We start from the raw sequence: 15109 nt of genomic DNA on the forward strand, positions 1-15109 counted from the left end.
GGGCGCCCGGTGTTGCGGGCGACCTGCTCAAGATCGACTATACACGCTCCCGGGCCCCGTCCGCACCCGCCCACCCGGTGGCCGCCACCGGCTGGCGTGAACCCCTAACTTCACTGTGCTCAAGGTGAGTTGGGGCAACCCGCACCAAGGGCAGATCAATACTTCACCATGGGCGGTCCACGATTGGGTCGAGCGCTCCGATGTTCCCATCCGCGGACATACGTTCTGTCCGTGACCTCTGATTCTTCCGCGGGCGCCGTGCGACCCGCCGAGTCCCGTCCCGCCCGCCGCCTGGTCCTGCGCGGCGCGCTCACCGGCGCCGCCGCCCTCGGCACGGGCCTCGCCGTCGGCGTCGTTCCCGCGTCCGCGGTGCCGAACTCCCGTCCGCGGCCGACCACTCCGGCGGCCGCCCTGCGGGAACTGGCCGCGGGCAACGCGCGTTGGCGCGCCTTCCGCGAGGAGCACCCCCACGAGTCGCGTACGGTCCGCCAGGAACTGGTCTCCGGCCAGCACCCGTTCGCGGTCGTGCTGGGCTGCATCGACTCCCGCGTCCCTCCGGAGCTGGTGTTCGACCAGGGGCTCGGGGACCTGATGACCGTGCGCAGTGCCGGTGAGGTGCTGGACGAGGCGGTGCTCGGCAGCATCGCGTACGGGGTGCTCGAACTCGGCATCCCGCTGGTGCTGGTGCTCGGGCACCAGTCGTGCGGCGCGGTACGGGCCACGGTCGAGGCGGACGAGAGCGGTGAACGGCTGCCCGCGCACATCCGGTACCTCGCCGACCAGATCGGCCCGGCCATCGACCGCACCCAGGAGGGCGACGCCCGCGTCGACTCGACCATCGACGCCCAGATACGGCTGGTCCGCGACCGCCTCCGCGCGGAACCGGACCTCGCGGCGAAGGTCTCGGCCGGTGAACTCGCCGTCGTCGGCGCCCGTTACGAGCTGACGAACCAGCTCGTGCACCGTCTCACCTGACCTCGCCCCGCCACACACATACGCACACCGCGGGGCATCCGAGTTGGAACCGCTAACCGTTCGGCGGAAGTCCTCCCTGCCGGGCGAGCCGCGTCCACTCGCCGGGGGTGACCCCGTACGCCATGCGGAAACGGCGGGTGAAGTGGGCGGGGTTGGGGAACCCCCAGGAGCGGGCCACGGCCTCGATGGTGCGCGGGGCCCGTTCGGTTACGGCGAGTTCACCGCGGGCGCCCTCCAGCCGACGCCGGATGATCCATCGTCCTGATCCACGGCTTCCGGGGTGACCGCACGCAGCTGGGAGCACTGGATCGCCCACTACGAGAAGCGCGGCTTCCGCGTCCTCGCTCCCGCCTACCCCGGGTTCGAGGTCGAGGTCGAGTCCCTCGACGCCGACACGACACCGATCGAGAAGGTCACCGTCCCGCAGATCGTCGAGAGCCTGGAGACCCTGATAGGCGGTCTGGACAAGCCGCCCGTCGAGCAGCAACTGCACGAACACGCCGCCCGCGGAGTGGCCGATGGGAGTCCAGGGCCCTGTACGAGCGGTACGCGGTCCCCGCGTCCGGCGCCGTCTTCTGGGACAGTGCCCTGGCCACCCTGCGCCCCGGCCACCAGAGCACGTACGTCGACTACCACAACGACGCGCGGGCACCCCTGCTGTTCGTCTCCGGCGAGAAGGACCACCTGATGCCGCCGAAGGTGCAGCAGTCCAACGCCCGGCCCTACAAGTCGGCCACGGTCACCGAGGTCCGGGAGTTCGCGGGGATGCCGCACCTGCTGCCCGCGGCACCGGGCTGGGAAGAGGTCGCCGACCACGCCCTCGACTGGGTCCTGGCCCAGGCACGGTAAACACCTGTACCGGGGCGGCGCGGTCCGCCCCGGGCACCGGGAAGGAGGCCCCGTATGACCGAGGCCCGCATCGCCCACATCGGCGGCCCGACCACGCTGATCGAGGTGGCCGGCCGGCGGCTGCTGACCGATCCCACCTTCGACCCGCCGGGCCGCCGCTACGCGTTCGGCCGGGGCACATCCTCGCGCAAGACCGTGGGACCGGCCGTGGACCCCACCGCTCTGCAGCACCTGGACGCCGTTCTGCTCACCCACGACCACCATGCCGACAACCTCGACACCGCCGGACGGGCCCTGCTCCCCTCCGCCCGCCACGGGACGCTGTGGATCTCCGGCGACACGGTCCTGTACGACGGTGTACGCGAGGTGGCCCGCCGCCTGGACGTGGGCACGGCGCTGCTGCACCTGGGCGGGGTGCGCTTCCCGGTGACCGGCCCGCTCCGCTACACGCTGACCGCCCGGCACGCCGTCGACCTGTGCCGGGAGCTGCGCCCCCGTACCGTGCTGCCGGTCCACTACGAGGGCCGGTCCCGCTTCCGGGAAGGGCGGCGGCGGATCGAGGCGGAACTCGTGCGCGCGCCGGCCGATCTCCACGCCGCCTTCCGCTGGCTGCCCCTCGGTTCGGCCCTGGACGTCGTCGTCCGAAGTGACACCGGGTCGGACATCCGAAGTGACGCCGGGTCAGGCATCCGAAGGGACACCGGGTCGGACGGGTTTGCCGCACCGCCTCCCCCACCTCGTCCGAAGGACTACGCTCCCTGTGGCACAGGCACGTTGGCGGCGGGGGACGCATGAGGTTCGTCTTTGTCCATGGGACCGGTGTCCGCCGGGAACGGTTCCAGGAGTTGTTCGCGCTGGTACAGGCTGGACTGCTGAAGGAGTTCCCTCAGGCGGAGGTCGAACCCTGTTACTGGGGCGAGGAGTTCGGCGCGGAACTCACCGCCGGCGGCGCCTCCGTCCCGGGCATGCGGCCACCCCCGGGACCGGATGTGACGGAGGACCCCGAGACCGCCGAGTGGGTGCTCCTCCTCGCCGATCCGCTGTGCGAGCTGCGGGTCCTGGCGGAACTGGGCACCGAGGCGGAGGACGACGGATTCGGGCCGCTCATGGGGCGGTTGCCCGGCGAGGACGTGGCGGACGCCCTGCGCGCCCTGCTCGGGAACCCGGCACCGGACGACGGACTCGCCCTGCTGCTTGGGGAGACCGGGCTGACCGAAGGATACCGGCAGGCCCTGCGGAACACTGCGGACGCCGAAGAGTTCCACGATGCCTGCCTCGCGACCGGGGACGACGCGACCGCCGCCGAACTCAGGGTCCACACCGCTCGGGCCCTCGTGGCCATGATGCTCACCGCGTCCCCGGACACCGCCCTGTGCACCGGTGAGGAACGGGACCGACTCGTCGACCTGCTGAGCGAGCGGCTGGGCGGCACCGCCCGGGGCGTGCTCATGCGCACCGCGGGTGTCCTCTCCCACTTGGCGCAACGGGTGGCCACCCAGTCCTTCCTGGACCGCAAGCGCGGCGAGGTCACCTCCGAGAAGGCCTCGGAGATCGGCGACATCCTGCGCTACCAGGCACGCGGCGAGCATCTGCGCGCCCACCTGGAGCGGGTGATCGGCGCCGGCCCGCAGCCCCCGGTCGTCATCGGGCACAGCCTCGGCGGCATCGCCCTGGTGGACACCCTCGCCCTCGCCGCCCGACACCAACCGGGCCTGGCCGTACGCCTGTTGGTGACGGTCGGCTCCCAGGCCCCGTTCCTGCACGAACTCGGCGCCCTGGCCGGCCTGGAGCCGGGCGACCGGCTGCCCGCCGCCTTCCCGAAGTGGCTCAACATCTATGACCGCCGCGACATCCTCTCGTACCTCGCGGAGCCGGTCTTCCCGGGCGACGACCGGGTCACCGACCACGAGGTGCGCAGCGGAATGCCGTTCCCCGTGTCGCACAGCGCCTACTGGAAACTGGAGCCGGTCTTCACCCGGATCGCGGAGGCGCTGCGGTGACGGGCGGCTTCGCCGCCGAGCCGCCGATCACTCCGGAACGGACCTTCGCGCTCGTGGTGGGCGTCGAGTCCTACGCCATCGGTTCCCCCATGGACCTCTCCGGCCCGGCTCGCGACGCCGTCCGCTTCGCCGACTGGCTGACCGGAACCGCGGGCGTCCCGAAGAGCAACGTACGTCTGCTGGTGTCGCCGCTGGCACGGAACCGGGTCGAGGTGGACGCCGAGCCCGCCTCCCAGCGCAACGTCGAGGACGCGCTCTTCACCGATCTTCCGCGGTGCGACGGGGATCTGCTGTGGATCTACTGGGCCGGACACGGTTTCCTGGACCGCCGCCACGACCTGCTGCTGCCCTACGCCGACGCGGGGGCCGGTCTCGTCGCCCACCTCAATCTCACCTCGGCGCTGCGGCTGTGGAAGTCGGACGAGATCGGTGGCGGCCGCTTCCGTCGTGTCGTCACCGTGGTCGACACCTGCCGGATCGACGTCCAGCGACTCAAGCGGAGATTCCCCCAGGTGAACTACCCGGCAGGCGCACCGACCCGGCGCCTGCAGTTCACACTGCACGCGGCGCGGCCCGGTGAGGCGGCGAAGAACACGACGGAGAAGGGCCAGTTCACGGACACCCTGCTCAAGCGTCTGGAGGGCCGGACGCTGGAACAGGCGACGCTCGGCCTGCACGAGATCGCGCTGAATGTGCAGACCGACTTCACCGTCATGAAGAGAAACGGCACGGCCTGGCAGCAGCCCCAGTTCGAGATCGCCACCGGCTGGGACGGCTCCTCCCTCTACGGAGACTCCTGGGCGACGGACGGCACCACGGCCGAACCGGTCGGCGGGCTCGCCCTCGACCAGGTCGCGTGGACCGAACTCGGGCAGTTGATCTCCGAGAACGCGGAACTCCCCCGTGACACCTACGCGGCGTACCGCTGGGCCTTCGAGGTGACCGGGTGTGTCCCACCGGTCGAACGCACGCTGCCCGCGGCGCACTTGACGGGCATCATCCAGGATCTCGAAGACCGTCAGGGCGGCCGCCGCGCCGTCCCGCTCGCGCTGCCGTTCGTCAAGTTCCTCGCATCCCGGTCCGCTCCCTCGCCCTGGGTGGTGGCGGCGCACAACTGGGTGGAGCGCACCCGCGAGCGGCTCGGCGCGGATCCCGTCCCCCACCCGCCGTCCCGGGCCGCCGAACCGCCGTCCCTGCACGTCCGGCTCACAGCCGAGGACCACGACTCCTACTGGCTGCACCTGTGGTCGTACCAGGGTGCTTTCGAGAGTGTGGGCGACCACCCCGAACCGATGGCACTCGACGAGGTGCGCACGGCCCTCGGCGAACACCTCCTGGCGCACTCCGCGTCGAGCCCGGGGCGCATCGAGATCCACATCCCCTACGAGCTGTTGGAGGAGCCGTTCGAGACGTGGGAGGTGCCCCTCGGGCGGGGCGACCGGACGGCGAAGCTCGGCTGCCGCTACGAGGTCGTGCTGCGCTGCCCGGAGGAACGCGGAGGCCTCGCCGAGGAACCGTGGCTGACCAAGTGGCAGTGGTACGAGGCCAACGGCGGGCTGCACCCGGACGCCGTGCACGAGGTGGCGGACACCGATGTGTCGGACAGTCTGGCCGACGAACTCCAACTGGAGGAGCCCCCGGTCTGCGTCCTGGCCGAGGTGACGGGGGAACGTCTCATGGAGACGCTGGGGGCCGTGCTCGACGGCGGCATACCGATCGCCGTCTGGCGCCGTCCGTCCACCACTCCGGGCACACCCATCCGTACGGCACTGGACGCCGATCCACCGCACCCGCTCGACGTGGAGTCACTGCCCTCCAGGCTGCGGCGTGCCCAGGTCCGACGTCACCCGCTCGCCCTGCTCTGGGACAACCCCGGGCGGGTACCCGTGAGGCGGTCGCTGTCCTCGTGAACCCACGCCGACGAGAGGAAGTCTGATGGACACCGCCAAGGACTGGTGGATCTACCGGGGTACGGGGACGGCTGCCGACAAGCGCGGCCGGCTCGACGGGAACCGGCCGCCGTGGCGGGAGTTCAAGGGCACGCCCGATCCCGAGTACGCCCCGCCCGGCACCGGCGGACCGGCCTGGGCCGACACCCACGAACGCGGCTCCGGTTACGTGCCGGACGACTCGGAGATCGACGCCGTCAACACGGCCCTCTATCTCCGCCGCCCGCTGCTGGTCACCGGCAAGCCCGGGGTCGGCAAGTCGACCCTGGCCCACAGCATCGCGGCCGACCTGGAACTCGGCCCGGTCCTGCACTGGCCGGTGACCAGCAGGAGTTCCCTGCGCGACGGGCTCTATCAGTACGACGCGATCGGGCGTCTGCACGACGCGAACCTGCGCCATCTCAAGGCCGGACGGGGCGCGCCACCGCGAGGGGAACAGAGCGGGCGCCCCTCGTCGGGCAGCGCCATCGCGCCGTATCTGCGTCTCGGGCCGCTCGGCACGGCACTGCTGCCGCAGGAACGCCCCCGAGTGCTCCTCGTCGACGAGATCGACAAGAGCGACATCGACCTGCCCGGCGACCTCCTCACCGTGTTCGAGGAGGGTGCCTTCGAGATCCCGGAGCTGGCCCGGATCGCGGCGCGCCGGCCTCGGGTGAAGGTGGGCACCCAGGACGACCCCGAGCTGCGGGCCGGGATCGACCGCGGGCGCGTCCGGTGCAGCGCGTTCCCCGTCGTCGTGCTGACCAGCAACGGTGAGCGCGACTTCCCGCCGCCCTTCCTGCGCCGATGCATCCGGCTGCACGTCGAGCCGCCGTGCGGAACCAAGCTGAAGCAGATCGTCCGCCAGCGGCTGAAGCTCGACGACTCGACCCGGGACGACGTCTTCCAGGATCTCGTCACCGACTTCGTCGAGCGGCGCAAGGAGGGCGATCTGGCGACGGACCAGCTCCTCAACGCCGTCCAGCTGCGGCTGAGCGGCGCCTGGTCGGGCGCGGGAGAGCGCCAGGACTTCCTGGACGCGGTGCTGCAGCGGCTGACGGGCCCGTCGACGTGATCGAGCGTCTGCTGCGGGCGCTGGAGGAGTCCGGCGCGCACGCCGGACCGGAGGAACTGGCGGACATCCTCTGGCTGGCCGCGCGGGTCGGCGGCACCGGGACACCGGACGCGGCGCCCGCGCCGGACGTCCCGGAGGAGCCGGCGGACCCGCCTCCCGAGTATCCGGCGGAGGATACCGAGGAGGCGGTGCGGGCGCCGGAGGAGGAGTTCTACCGCGCGGGAGACGTGACGGACACACCGGGGCCGGCGCGGCAGGGCGTCGAACTCGTCCGCGTCCGCCGTGCCTCGTCCGTCCGGGACCCGCTGGCGGTGATGCGGGCACTGCGCCCCTTGGGCCGGTCGAAGAACACCTCGGGGGTGGCTCCGTCCGACTACGAACTCGACGAGGAACTGACGGTCCTGCGGACCATCGAGCAACGCCTTCCCACTCCGGTGCTGCGGCCCCGTCGTGGCCGCTGGCTGGACCTGGCCCTCGTGATCGACGCCCACCACTCGATGCTGCTCTGGCACGACCTGGTGGGCGAGTTGCGGCGGCTGTTCGTCCAGACCGGCATCTTCCGCGACGTGCGCACCTGGCACCTGCACGGCACCGGCCCGGACGCCGGGCGCTCACTGTCCGTGGCCCGCACTCCCGACGGCGAGCGGCGCAGCGTGCAGGAGGTGTCGGACCCGTCCGGTCACCGCCTGGTCCTCGTCGTCACCGACACGGTGGCGAGCGGCTGGGCCGAGGAGGACGTCGCGCGCATGCTGCGGCAGTGGTCGGCCCACGGGCCGGTGGCGCTGCTGAACGTGCTGCCTCGGCGGCTGTGGGACCGGGGCGCGGTGCGGCCCCGCTCGCTGCCGGTGCGCGCGGTCGGGCCCGCCTCGCCGAACACGTCGTGGCGGGTGGACGTCCCCGCGCGGAGCCGTCGCCGGAACGTACGGCTCCGCGCGGGGACGCCCACCCGGCAGGTGCTCGCGGTACCGGTGGTGGAGGCCGAGCCCTCGTCCGTCCTGCTCCTGGCGCATCTGGTGGCGGGCAGTGGCCGGTGGACGCGGGTGCCGTGCCTCACCGTCCCGCGGACGCCGCCGCCCGTCCCGTCGCGGGTCGAGCCGCCACCCGACCCGGGCGAAGTCGCCGACGTCCTGAGCCGGTTCAGGGCGGGCGCCTCCCCGCTCGCCCAGCGGCTGGCCGGATACCTGTCGGCGGTTCCCCTGAGCCTGCCGGTCATGAACCTCGTCCGCCGGACCATGCTCCCCGAAGCGGAGCACGGTCATCTGGCGGAGGTCGCCCTCGGCGGTCTCTTCAGGCCCTGGGGCCAGGAGGCAGGGGCGGCATCCGATCCGGACCGTATCGCCTTCGACTTCCGGCCTGGCGTGCGTGAGGCGCTGCTGGGCGGTCAGCGCCGGGACGCCATCACCTCGGTGCAGCAGTTGGTGCGGCGCGAGATGGGCGCTGTGGTCAGCGAGTTCGGCGCGACGAGCGGGGGCGACTTCCTCGCCGCGCTCGGGGGCGGTCCGGGGAGGGGTGAGCGAGGGCTGGTGGAGGAGGCGGTTCCGTTCGCGGCCCGGGAGGGGGTGGAGGGTGCGGCGACCGTCGGGGCCGCGGGACCGGTCGCCGAGCCGGTTCCGGCACCTCAGTCCGCGCCCGGCCCGGCCGACCGCCCGACCGACCGCCATGCCGACCGCCATGCCGACCGCTATGTGGACGAGCAACTGCGCGGAGTGCTGACACGGGCGGTGGAACGGGAAAGCAGCTCGTTCGTGCTGCTGGTCGGCGAGCCGGGCTCCGGCAGGACGACCGCCGCCGCGCGGGCGATGGCGTCCCTGCCGGCCGAGTGGACCTGGTGGACTCCCCGCGCTCCGGCGGAACTGACCGATCCCGCCGTCGCGCCGCGCCCCCGGACGGTGCTGGTTCTGCCCGATCTCCTCTCCTTCCTGCGCGCGTCCGACGGTGAACCGGCCGGCACGACGCACAGGTTGTTCGATCTGATGTCCTCCCTCAGTCCCCTGCTGGTGCTGGGCGAGGTCACCCGTGAGGAGCTCGACCGGCTGGTATCGGGCGACTCCCGCGAAGCCGAGGACTTCGGGATCCCTTACCTGCTCGGCCGCGTCGACCTGGTGAGGACGTACTCCCCGGCGGCGGAGGCGGCGGCCCTCGAACACCTCCACCACGCGCCCCCGATCGCCAGGGAGCTGCTGCGGGCCGCACTGGACGTCCGGCGCCTGGGGCACCGGGCCGAACTGTCACTCCGGCTGCTGGAGGCCGCCACTCCGGCCTACCTGCCCGCCCTGGACCGGGAGTCCCCGCCTCACGACTGGCTGTCGACCGCCCTGGACTACGCGAGCGGCGGTCCGCAGGACGGTCCGCCCGTGCTGCGGCGGATTCCCGGGAGCAAGAACCTCTACGAGATCAGCGCCTTCGCGGTGTGGGCCGACCAACGGGACGTGCCGAACGTCAGCCCGCCGGAGGGACTCTGGCCGGTGCTGGCGCGCTGTGCCGACGTGGACTCGTTGGAGCCGCTGGCGCGGTCAGCCCGGGAGAGGGGACTGGACGAGGCGTCCCGGCTGCTCGGCAACGCCGCCGCGTTCCACTCCGATTCCCGGCAGGGCCACTCCACGCTCCTGCGGCTCGCCGAGGTCGCTCTGGAGCGGCTGGTCACGGTCCGCGCCGACGACACCGAGCTGGGCCTGGGGATACTCCTGGAAGGCGGACGCGTGGCCATGCCCACGGTGCAGTACCCGCCGGACACCCCCGCCGCGCTCGTAGTGACACGTTCGCACCCGGCCCGGCGCACCTGGCGGGCGGACTGGCCCCCCGTGCGAACGACGCGAGGGCGTCTGATCCTGCTGCCGGACCGGCGCGGGCTCGCTCCACCGGAGCCGCCGCTGCCTCTCGGCCCCGCACCGACTGCCGGGGACTGGGTCCTCGTCATCGGTTCCGCCGGCGGAACTCCGATCCTGAGCCGCTGCCTGGTCATGTCAGTGGACGGCCACGACTTCGCTCTCACGCCGATGGCCCCCGATCGTGCCGCCCCCGTGACCGGGGCGGCCGTCGTCGACCTGCACGGCAGGGCGATCGGCCTGGTCTTCGACATCACGGACAGCGGTCCACTGCACGCCACGCGCATCCCACCCTCCGTGGAACCGACCGCCCGGGGCCCGAGGGAACCCCTGGATCCGGACGTCCTCGACCCGGCGCGCTCGCGTGCCGTTCTGCTCACGGGCTACGAACACCGCGTCCGACCCGCGACGAGGTCGACGATCCTGCTCGCGGAGGCGCTGGGCAGCGGGGCGCAGGACAGTCCGTTCGACCCCGGGAACGTGACACTCCTGCGGAACTACCGTCACCAGGATGTGCTGCCGCCCCTGCTCAACGGCGCCGAGCAGGCCGAGCACACCCTCCTCATCCACTACACCGGCCATGCGCTCGAAACACCGGACGGCACGTTTCTCACCCTGCCCGACACCGTGCGCGACGACCCGGCGCGCACCGCCCTTTCCGTTCAGTACCTGGGTTCGCTGCTGGAAAACAGCCCTGCCCGGTACAAGGTCCTCATCCTCGACACCGACATCGAAGACGCGGACAGACTCCGCTTCCTGCTGGGCCCCCGCGAGACGGGGACGTACTGGTTGCTCGTCACATCCGTCAACGAGTCGTGGCAAGGTCCGTTCGCGTTCACGAACGAACTCGTCAACCTGCTCACCGACGGTGTACCCGGCGGACCGGAGTTCCTCAGCCTCGCCGACATCGCGGTCCGGATCCGCGAGCGCAGGGTCGCCAGGAGTGTCCGTATCCACGAGCGCCCCGGTCGCGGCAACCGTCTCCTCCTGCGCAATCCCGGCTACATCGACCCCAGGTCCGCCCCCGTCCTGGGCACCGTCAAATGGTTCAACAAAGGGAAGGGGTACGGCTTCATCGCCCTGGACGACGGCCCCGATGTCTTCGTCCACTACTCCGCCATCCAGATGACCGGCTACCGCGCGCTGGACGAGGGCCAGCACGTCCGGTTCCGCATCGTCCAGACCGAGCACGGCCGGCAGGCGGCGGACGTCCACCCGGTCCCGTCCCTCACCTGACGCCGTCCCGGTGTCCACATGGTCAAGCCTTGTTCAGGCTTGGCGCCGCCCCCGCTCCCGCACAGCAACCCCCCGTACCATCGACGCAACCCGATGCGCCCCCCTCGCACGGACCGTCCCGCCGTCCAGCCACGGAGACCCACGTGAACGGACCACCCGACGGGGCGCCGGAAGAGTGCCCCGCACCGGAATCCCTCGCGCTGCTGCTCGCCGAACTCCGCGACCTGCGCAGGGCGTTGCCGCAGACCGCGCGGGAGCACCTGGCGCGGCTGCTCGCCCCGGACCGGCTCAGCCACGACACCGGCATCGAGCCCGGCCGCGTCGCCGAACTGCTGACGGGCGCCGATCCGGACACCGACGACTCCAAGGAGGCGGCGCAGGCCCGCTATCTGGCCCGGCTGCTCTTCCTGCGGGCCACCCGCCTGAAGCATCCGACGACCCGGCGGCCGTGCGGCCGGACCCCGCGGCCGTACACCTACGGCGAGATCGCCCGCGGCGCGGGGCTGAGCCGGCAGACCGTGCACTACGTGTTCACGGAGGGCCGCCAGACGAGCCCCGAGAACGTCGCCGGGATGGAGCGGTTCTTCGGGGCACTGCCCGGATTCTGCTTCTACACCGAGAGCGAGGCCCTGGCCTCGCAGCTCAGGCCGGTCGTGGAACATCTGCGGGTCCTGCGGACGGTCACCGACGCCTACGAGCACGGCGTGGACGCCTCGTCCACGCGCTGCGGCGAGCAGCCGGGGATGGGCGCGGACCTGATGGACGAGATCCTCAGCGCCGTCATCGACGCCCGGCGCCGCTGAGGAGGCGAGGACGCCGACGCGCTCACAGGTCGTACGGCGGGTAGTGCTCGAGTTCGTAGGCCTGCTGCCGGGCCCGGGCGTCGACCTTGCGCAGGCTGTGCCGGGTGCGGGCGAGCAGCCGGGACATCGTGGCGAGGAGTTGGGCGGCCTCGGCGCGGGTCGTGCCGGCGTCGGGGCTCGACGGCTCCCACAGGCCCCCGGGGGCGAGCCGATGCGTCAGACTCGCGCACTCGCTGAGCAGTGCGTTGATGTGGGCGCAGGTCTCGGCGAGGTCCTTCTCGGTGTATCCGCCCCCGGCGTCCGACTCGGAGGCGGTGGTTCTTAACGGCAGAGTCATCCTGCTCCTCCTCACCGCGCCGCCCCGCGGACAGGGCGGACGCACGGGCGCGCCTTCGCTCGGATAGTTCAAGCGTCCAGTACCCACGACCAAAGTGTCAATAATTGTGGACACTCACACCCTGAGAATTGCAACACACAGTGAATTGCAGAGAGTTGCGAAGCCCGACCTACCCCCGAGGGGTCCGGGCAAACGCAGGTGGCATGTACCGGTCCCACTGGTCGGCCGGAAGTCGTCCACCCGAACGGCGCACCCGCCCCGACCCGCGGCACCGGATTCTCCGGTCCGTCCGGGTGCCCGGGAGGTCGATGTGGCGCATTCTTGCTGTGTCACCGCGTGCGTCAGCGCGCGGACTAGGTAGGGGCCGATGACTGGGAGCGCCGAGGACGCGCAGCGGAGGCCCGGACGGCCGACGGAGCTGCTGATCGACGCCTCGCTGGAGGCACTGAGGGTCGGCGGCGGGCACGCGGCCGGGGTCTATCTGCGCTCGCGCACGTCCGGAACCCTGCGGCTGTCCGTGCTCGCCGGTCTGCCGGGCCCGCTGTTCCGGCCCTGGTGGCGGCTCCACATCGACCGGCCCTTCCCGGTCGCGGACGCCCTGCGGATGGGCGTGGAGGTGGTGCTGGCCAACGCGACGGAGACGATGCGGCGCTACCCCCAGTTCGCCGCGGGCCTGCCGTTCCAGTTCGGCTCGGTGTACGTACCGGTCGCGGCGGGCCCCAGGACGTACGGGGTGCTGACGGTGCTGCGTCCCTCCGCCTCCGACGCCGTGGAGCTGATCCCCGAGCGGGAACGGCTGGCCCGGGTCGCCGCGGAGCTGGCCGGCCGGCTGCGGGAGGTGCCGGAGGACGAGCTGCTGTGGGACGGCGAGCCCCTGTGCGTACGGCCGCCCGCGGTGCGCCCGGCGGGGCGGGCGGGCTCCTTCGGCTGGGATCCCGGGACGGGCGCCGTCACCCTGGACGAGCGGCTGCGGGCGCTGCTGGGCCCGGCCGCCGAGGCGAGCACGGCCGACGAGCGGGCGTTCGCCCGTGCCCTGGTGGCCCCCGCCGACATCGAGCCCCTGCTGGCGGCGCTCCGCGACACGGCGGCGGGGCGCCCGCACCCGCTGCCCCTGTACGCGCACTCGGCGGACGGCGCGCTGCGCCTCGTCGAACTGTGGCGAGCCCCCGGCCCCCCTGGCTCCCCCGGACGCCACGCACCACCCGGAGCCCCCGGCCCCGCCGGGACGCCGGCGCCGGCCGGGCCACCACGTCGGACCTGGCCATCGAGGCCGGCCCGAGCGCCGGGCACCGCGCCGCCCGCCGTCGTGCACGGCTCCGTACTCGTCCACGGCTCCGTACTCGACCCCGGCGCCGGGACGGCCGCCGACACCGCCGCCGACCTGCTGCCCGAGGGCGTCTTCGCGCTGGACCGGCTCGGCACCATCGTCTACGCCAATCCGCGCGCCGAGGAGCTGCTGGAACGGCCCCTGCCGGAGCTGCTCGGCGTGCCCCTGTGGGACGCCGTGCCGTGGCTGAACCAGCCCGGCTGCGAGGACCACATGCGCGGCGCGCTGCTGTTGCCCCAGCCGCTGCACTTCCACCTCGCCCGGCCGGGGGCGGAGGGCGGCGGGCCGTACGACGGCGACTGGCTCGCGGTGTCCCTGCTGCCCGGCCCCGACCTGCTGACCTGCACGATCCGCCCGGCCCACCGGGTCGTCGGAGCGCCCGCCGCCGAGCCGGCCGAGGGCACCGCCGGGGCGGCACTCCCGTCCGAGGCGGCGGCCGACCCCTCCCTGGCCCCGCTGTACCGGCCGATCGTGCTGGCGATCGCGCTCACCGAGGCGGTCACCGCCCGCCAGGTGTCCGCGGTCGTCATGCGGGAGCTGCTGCCCGCCTTCGGCGGACGCCGGCTGGCGATCTACCTCCTCCAGGAGCGTCATCTGTTCCTGGCCTGGGAGAGCGGCTTCCCCCCGGGCTTCCTGGCGCCCTTCGAGGGCATCGGGCTCGACGCGCGGCTGCCCGGCGTGGAGACCCTGACCAACGGCCGCCCGCTGTTCTTCGACTCGATGCAGCAGCTCAAGGACGCCTACCCCGGTCTCGCCCTGGACGCCACGGAGGGCGCGCGGGCGTTCCTCCCGCTGATCGCCTCCGGTCGGCCGGTCGGTTCCTGCATCCTCGGCTTCGACCGGCCGCGCAGCTTCAGCACCGAGGAGCGCGCCGCGCTCACCGCCCTCGCCGGGCTGATCGCGCACGCCATGGAGAAGGCGCAGCGCTACGAGAGCGAGGCCGCCCTCGCCCGCGGGCTCCAGCAGGCCCTGCTCCCCCGGCGGCTGTCGGCGCACCCGCTGATGGAGACCGCGGGCCGGTACCTGCCCGCGACGGAGGGCATGGAGGTCGGCGGCGACTGGTACGACGTCGTCTCCGCCGGGGACGGCCTGGCCCTGGTCATCGGCGACGTCCAGGGGCACGGGGTGCAGGCGGCGGCCGCGATGGGCCAGCTGCGCTCGGCGGTCCGCGCCTTCGCGCTGGGCGACCGGCCGCCCGACGAGGTGATGAGCGGTACCAACCGGCTGCTCATCGACATCGACTCCGGGCTCTTCGCCAGCTGCTGCTACGTCCGTCTCGACCCGGTCACCGGGGCGGCGCGGGCGGCGCGGGCCGGACATCTGCCGCCGCTGCTCCGGCGGCCCGACGGGCGCACCCACGCCGTCGACCTGCCCGGCGGTGTGGTGCTCGGCGTGGACGCGCAGGAGCAGTATCCGGTCACCGAGTTCACCGTCGAGCCCGGTGCCGTACTGGCCCTGTACACCGACGGGCTGGTGGAGCGGCCGGGCGGCGACATCGACGACGGCATCGGCCGGCTGCGGGTGGCGCTGGCCAGGGCCGGCACCCCGGCCGGGCTGCCCGGCGGACAGTCCCTGCCGAGGATCGCCGAGCGGCTCACCGCGACCGCCCGGCACACCGCGGACCGCCCGGACGACATCGCGCTGCTGCTCGCCACCCGTCGCTCGGACGCCCGGCCCGGCACCTGAGCGGTGCCCCCGGCGGGTGAGGCGGGAACAGGAGGTCGAGTCGTCACGACGGGTGACGCCCCTCGCCT

The 15109-nt window shown here is 72.9% G+C and carries 12 protein-coding genes; 10 read left to right on the top strand and 2 right to left on the bottom strand.

The window, feature by feature from the left end; all coding sequences use genetic code 11:
• Positions 1 to 231 precede the first annotated feature (231 nt).
• Positions 232 to 975 (top strand): carbonic anhydrase, encoded by a 744-nt coding sequence (locus AB0E07_RS16490; RefSeq protein ID WP_362251484.1) that lies wholly within the window; start codon positions 232 to 234, stop codon positions 973 to 975.
• Between the two features lie 52 nt (positions 976 to 1027).
• On the opposite strand, the gene AB0E07_RS16495 is transcribed toward AB0E07_RS16490, so the two are convergent.
• Entirely contained in the window at positions 1028 to 1291 is a 264-nt protein-coding gene (locus AB0E07_RS16495; RefSeq protein WP_362251924.1) for a helix-turn-helix domain-containing protein, read from the bottom strand.
• On the opposite strand from AB0E07_RS16495, the gene AB0E07_RS16500 reads away from it, so the two are divergent.
• The 8 genes from AB0E07_RS16500 (at position 1256) to AB0E07_RS16535 (ending at position 11691) form a co-directional block, all read left to right on the top strand.
• Positions 1256 to 1663: a hypothetical protein gene (locus tag AB0E07_RS16500; RefSeq protein ID WP_362251935.1), complete on the top strand. Its 408-nt coding sequence runs from the start codon at positions 1256 to 1258 to the stop codon at positions 1661 to 1663. The two genes, AB0E07_RS16495 and AB0E07_RS16500, sit on opposite strands and share 36 nt — an antisense overlap.
• Positions 1663 to 1824 carry a hypothetical protein gene (locus AB0E07_RS16505; protein ID WP_362251488.1) on the top strand — a complete coding sequence of 54 codons (162 nt, stop codon included), beginning with the start codon at positions 1663 to 1665 and terminating at the stop codon, positions 1822 to 1824. Before AB0E07_RS16500 ends, AB0E07_RS16505 begins: the two co-directional genes overlap by 1 nt.
• A 54-nt stretch (positions 1825 to 1878) precedes the next feature.
• Entirely contained in the window at positions 1879 to 2619 is a 741-nt protein-coding gene (locus tag AB0E07_RS16510) for an MBL fold metallo-hydrolase (RefSeq protein ID WP_362251491.1), read from the top strand.
• Positions 2616 to 3824 (top strand): alpha/beta fold hydrolase, encoded by a 1209-nt coding sequence (locus AB0E07_RS16515; RefSeq protein WP_362251494.1) that lies wholly within the window; start codon positions 2616 to 2618, stop codon positions 3822 to 3824. The genes AB0E07_RS16510 and AB0E07_RS16515 overlap by 4 nt, the downstream gene beginning before the upstream one ends.
• The gene (locus AB0E07_RS16520) at positions 3821 to 5734 is read left to right on the top strand and encodes a hypothetical protein (RefSeq protein ID WP_362251496.1); all 1914 of its coding nucleotides are present in this window, start codon (positions 3821 to 3823) and stop codon (positions 5732 to 5734) included. Before AB0E07_RS16515 ends, AB0E07_RS16520 begins: the two co-directional genes overlap by 4 nt.
• A gap of 25 nt (positions 5735 to 5759) precedes the next feature.
• A complete protein-coding gene (locus AB0E07_RS16525; protein WP_362251499.1) occupies positions 5760 to 6827 on the top strand; it encodes a MoxR family ATPase in 1068 nt (355 codons plus the stop codon).
• Complete coding sequence (locus AB0E07_RS16530) at positions 6824 to 10888, top strand: cold shock domain-containing protein (RefSeq protein ID WP_362251502.1); 4065 nt, start codon at positions 6824 to 6826, stop codon at positions 10886 to 10888. The genes AB0E07_RS16525 and AB0E07_RS16530 overlap by 4 nt, the downstream gene beginning before the upstream one ends.
• Positions 10889 to 11031: 143 nt before the next feature.
• A complete protein-coding gene (locus AB0E07_RS16535; RefSeq protein ID WP_362251505.1) occupies positions 11032 to 11691 on the top strand; it encodes a hypothetical protein in 660 nt (219 codons plus the stop codon).
• 22 nt (positions 11692 to 11713) lie between these two features.
• On the opposite strand, the gene AB0E07_RS16540 is transcribed toward AB0E07_RS16535, so the two are convergent.
• Positions 11714 to 12028, bottom strand: a complete 315-nt coding sequence (locus AB0E07_RS16540) for a hypothetical protein (RefSeq protein ID WP_362251508.1) — start codon at positions 12026 to 12028, stop codon at positions 11714 to 11716.
• A 367-nt stretch (positions 12029 to 12395) separates the two neighbouring features.
• Between AB0E07_RS16540 and AB0E07_RS16545 the strand changes: the two genes are divergently transcribed.
• Positions 12396 to 15041: a SpoIIE family protein phosphatase gene (locus AB0E07_RS16545; RefSeq protein WP_362251512.1), complete on the top strand. Its 2646-nt coding sequence runs from the start codon at positions 12396 to 12398 to the stop codon at positions 15039 to 15041.
• Positions 15042 to 15109: the final 68 nt, after the last annotated feature.

The sequence above is a fragment of the Streptomyces sp. NPDC048002 genome, from assembly GCF_040653275.1.
Lineage (GTDB): Bacteria > Actinomycetota > Actinomycetes > Streptomycetales > Streptomycetaceae > Streptomyces.